Annotated in this window: 1 protein-coding gene, 3 tRNA genes and 1 rRNA gene; all 5 read right to left on the bottom strand. The window is 57.7% G+C overall.

What is annotated here, in order from left to right:
• Positions 1 to 267: GTP-binding protein (locus JMY28_RS38790; RefSeq protein ID WP_236597258.1), on the bottom strand; the 267-nt coding region annotated here is incomplete at its 3' end.
• 109 nt (positions 268 to 376) lie between these two features.
• A tRNA-Thr gene (locus JMY28_RS38795) sits at positions 377 to 451 on the bottom strand.
• A 32-nt stretch (positions 452 to 483) separates the two neighbouring features.
• Positions 484 to 557 (bottom strand) — tRNA-Gly (locus JMY28_RS38800).
• Positions 558 to 613: 56 nt separating this feature from the next.
• A tRNA-Tyr gene (locus JMY28_RS38805) sits at positions 614 to 699 on the bottom strand.
• A gap of 143 nt (positions 700 to 842) precedes the next feature.
• Positions 843 to 949 (bottom strand): 5S ribosomal RNA (gene rrf / locus JMY28_RS38810); the annotation flags it as partial.

Genomic DNA, 949 nt, shown 5'->3' on the forward strand with positions numbered 1-949 from the left:
CACGTAGTCAGCGTGGCCCGGGCAGTCGACGTGTGCGTAGTGGCGGTTAGCCGTTTCGTACTCGACGTGCGCGGTGTTGATGGTAATACCACGTGCCTTTTCTTCCGGCGCCGCGTCGATCTGGTCGTACGCCTTCGCCTCGCCGCCGAACTTCGCGGTCAGAACCGTCGTGATCGCTGCCGTCAGCGTGGTCTTGCCGTGGTCAACGTGACCGATCGTGCCCACGTTCACGTGCGGCTTGGTCCGCTCAAACTTACCCTTGGCCATTTTCGACTCCTAAGAGGATTTTTCCGTACGTTGCGCGGGGCGCGCAAACAATCACTGGCTTGCTGCTGCCTGCTCGATGCGAGGCTTCTGAGGCCCGCTAGATACCGGCTGGTGCCCATGGGCAGGATCGAACTGCCGACCTCTCCCTTACCAAGGGAGTGCTCTACCACTGAGCCACATGGGCGAAAACTGCTCTGAACCGCTTTATCGCTTCGCTGGAGCGGGTGAAGGGAATCGAACCCTCGTCGTAAGCTTGGAAGGCTTCTGCTCTACCATTGAGCTACACCCGCGAGGTTCGCCGGCTATTACTACTAATGCCGGCCCGACACTTACTACAGCTGAATTCTGGTGGAGGAGGTTGGATTCGAACCAACGTAGGCGTAAGCCAACAGATTTACAGTCTGCCCCCTTTAGCCACTCGGGCACCCCTCCGCAGAGAACTGATGATTATGGGGGAACATCCGAATCGTGTCAAGCACTTTGTTCGGCGCCGATCCCACAACGCTCTCACTTATAGGGAGAGCGAAAAAGCAAAAACCCCGGCTTTTTAGGGCCGGGGTCTCGCTTGTAGAGGAGCCTGACGATTACCTACTTTCACACGGGCAATCCGCACTATCATCGGCGTGGAGTTGTTTCACGGTCCTGTTCGGGATGGGAAGGGGTGGGACCAACTCGCTATGGT

It is taken from the genome of Paraburkholderia hiiakae (genome assembly GCF_904848665.1).
Taxonomy (GTDB): Bacteria; Pseudomonadota; Gammaproteobacteria; order Burkholderiales; family Burkholderiaceae; genus Paraburkholderia; species Paraburkholderia hiiakae.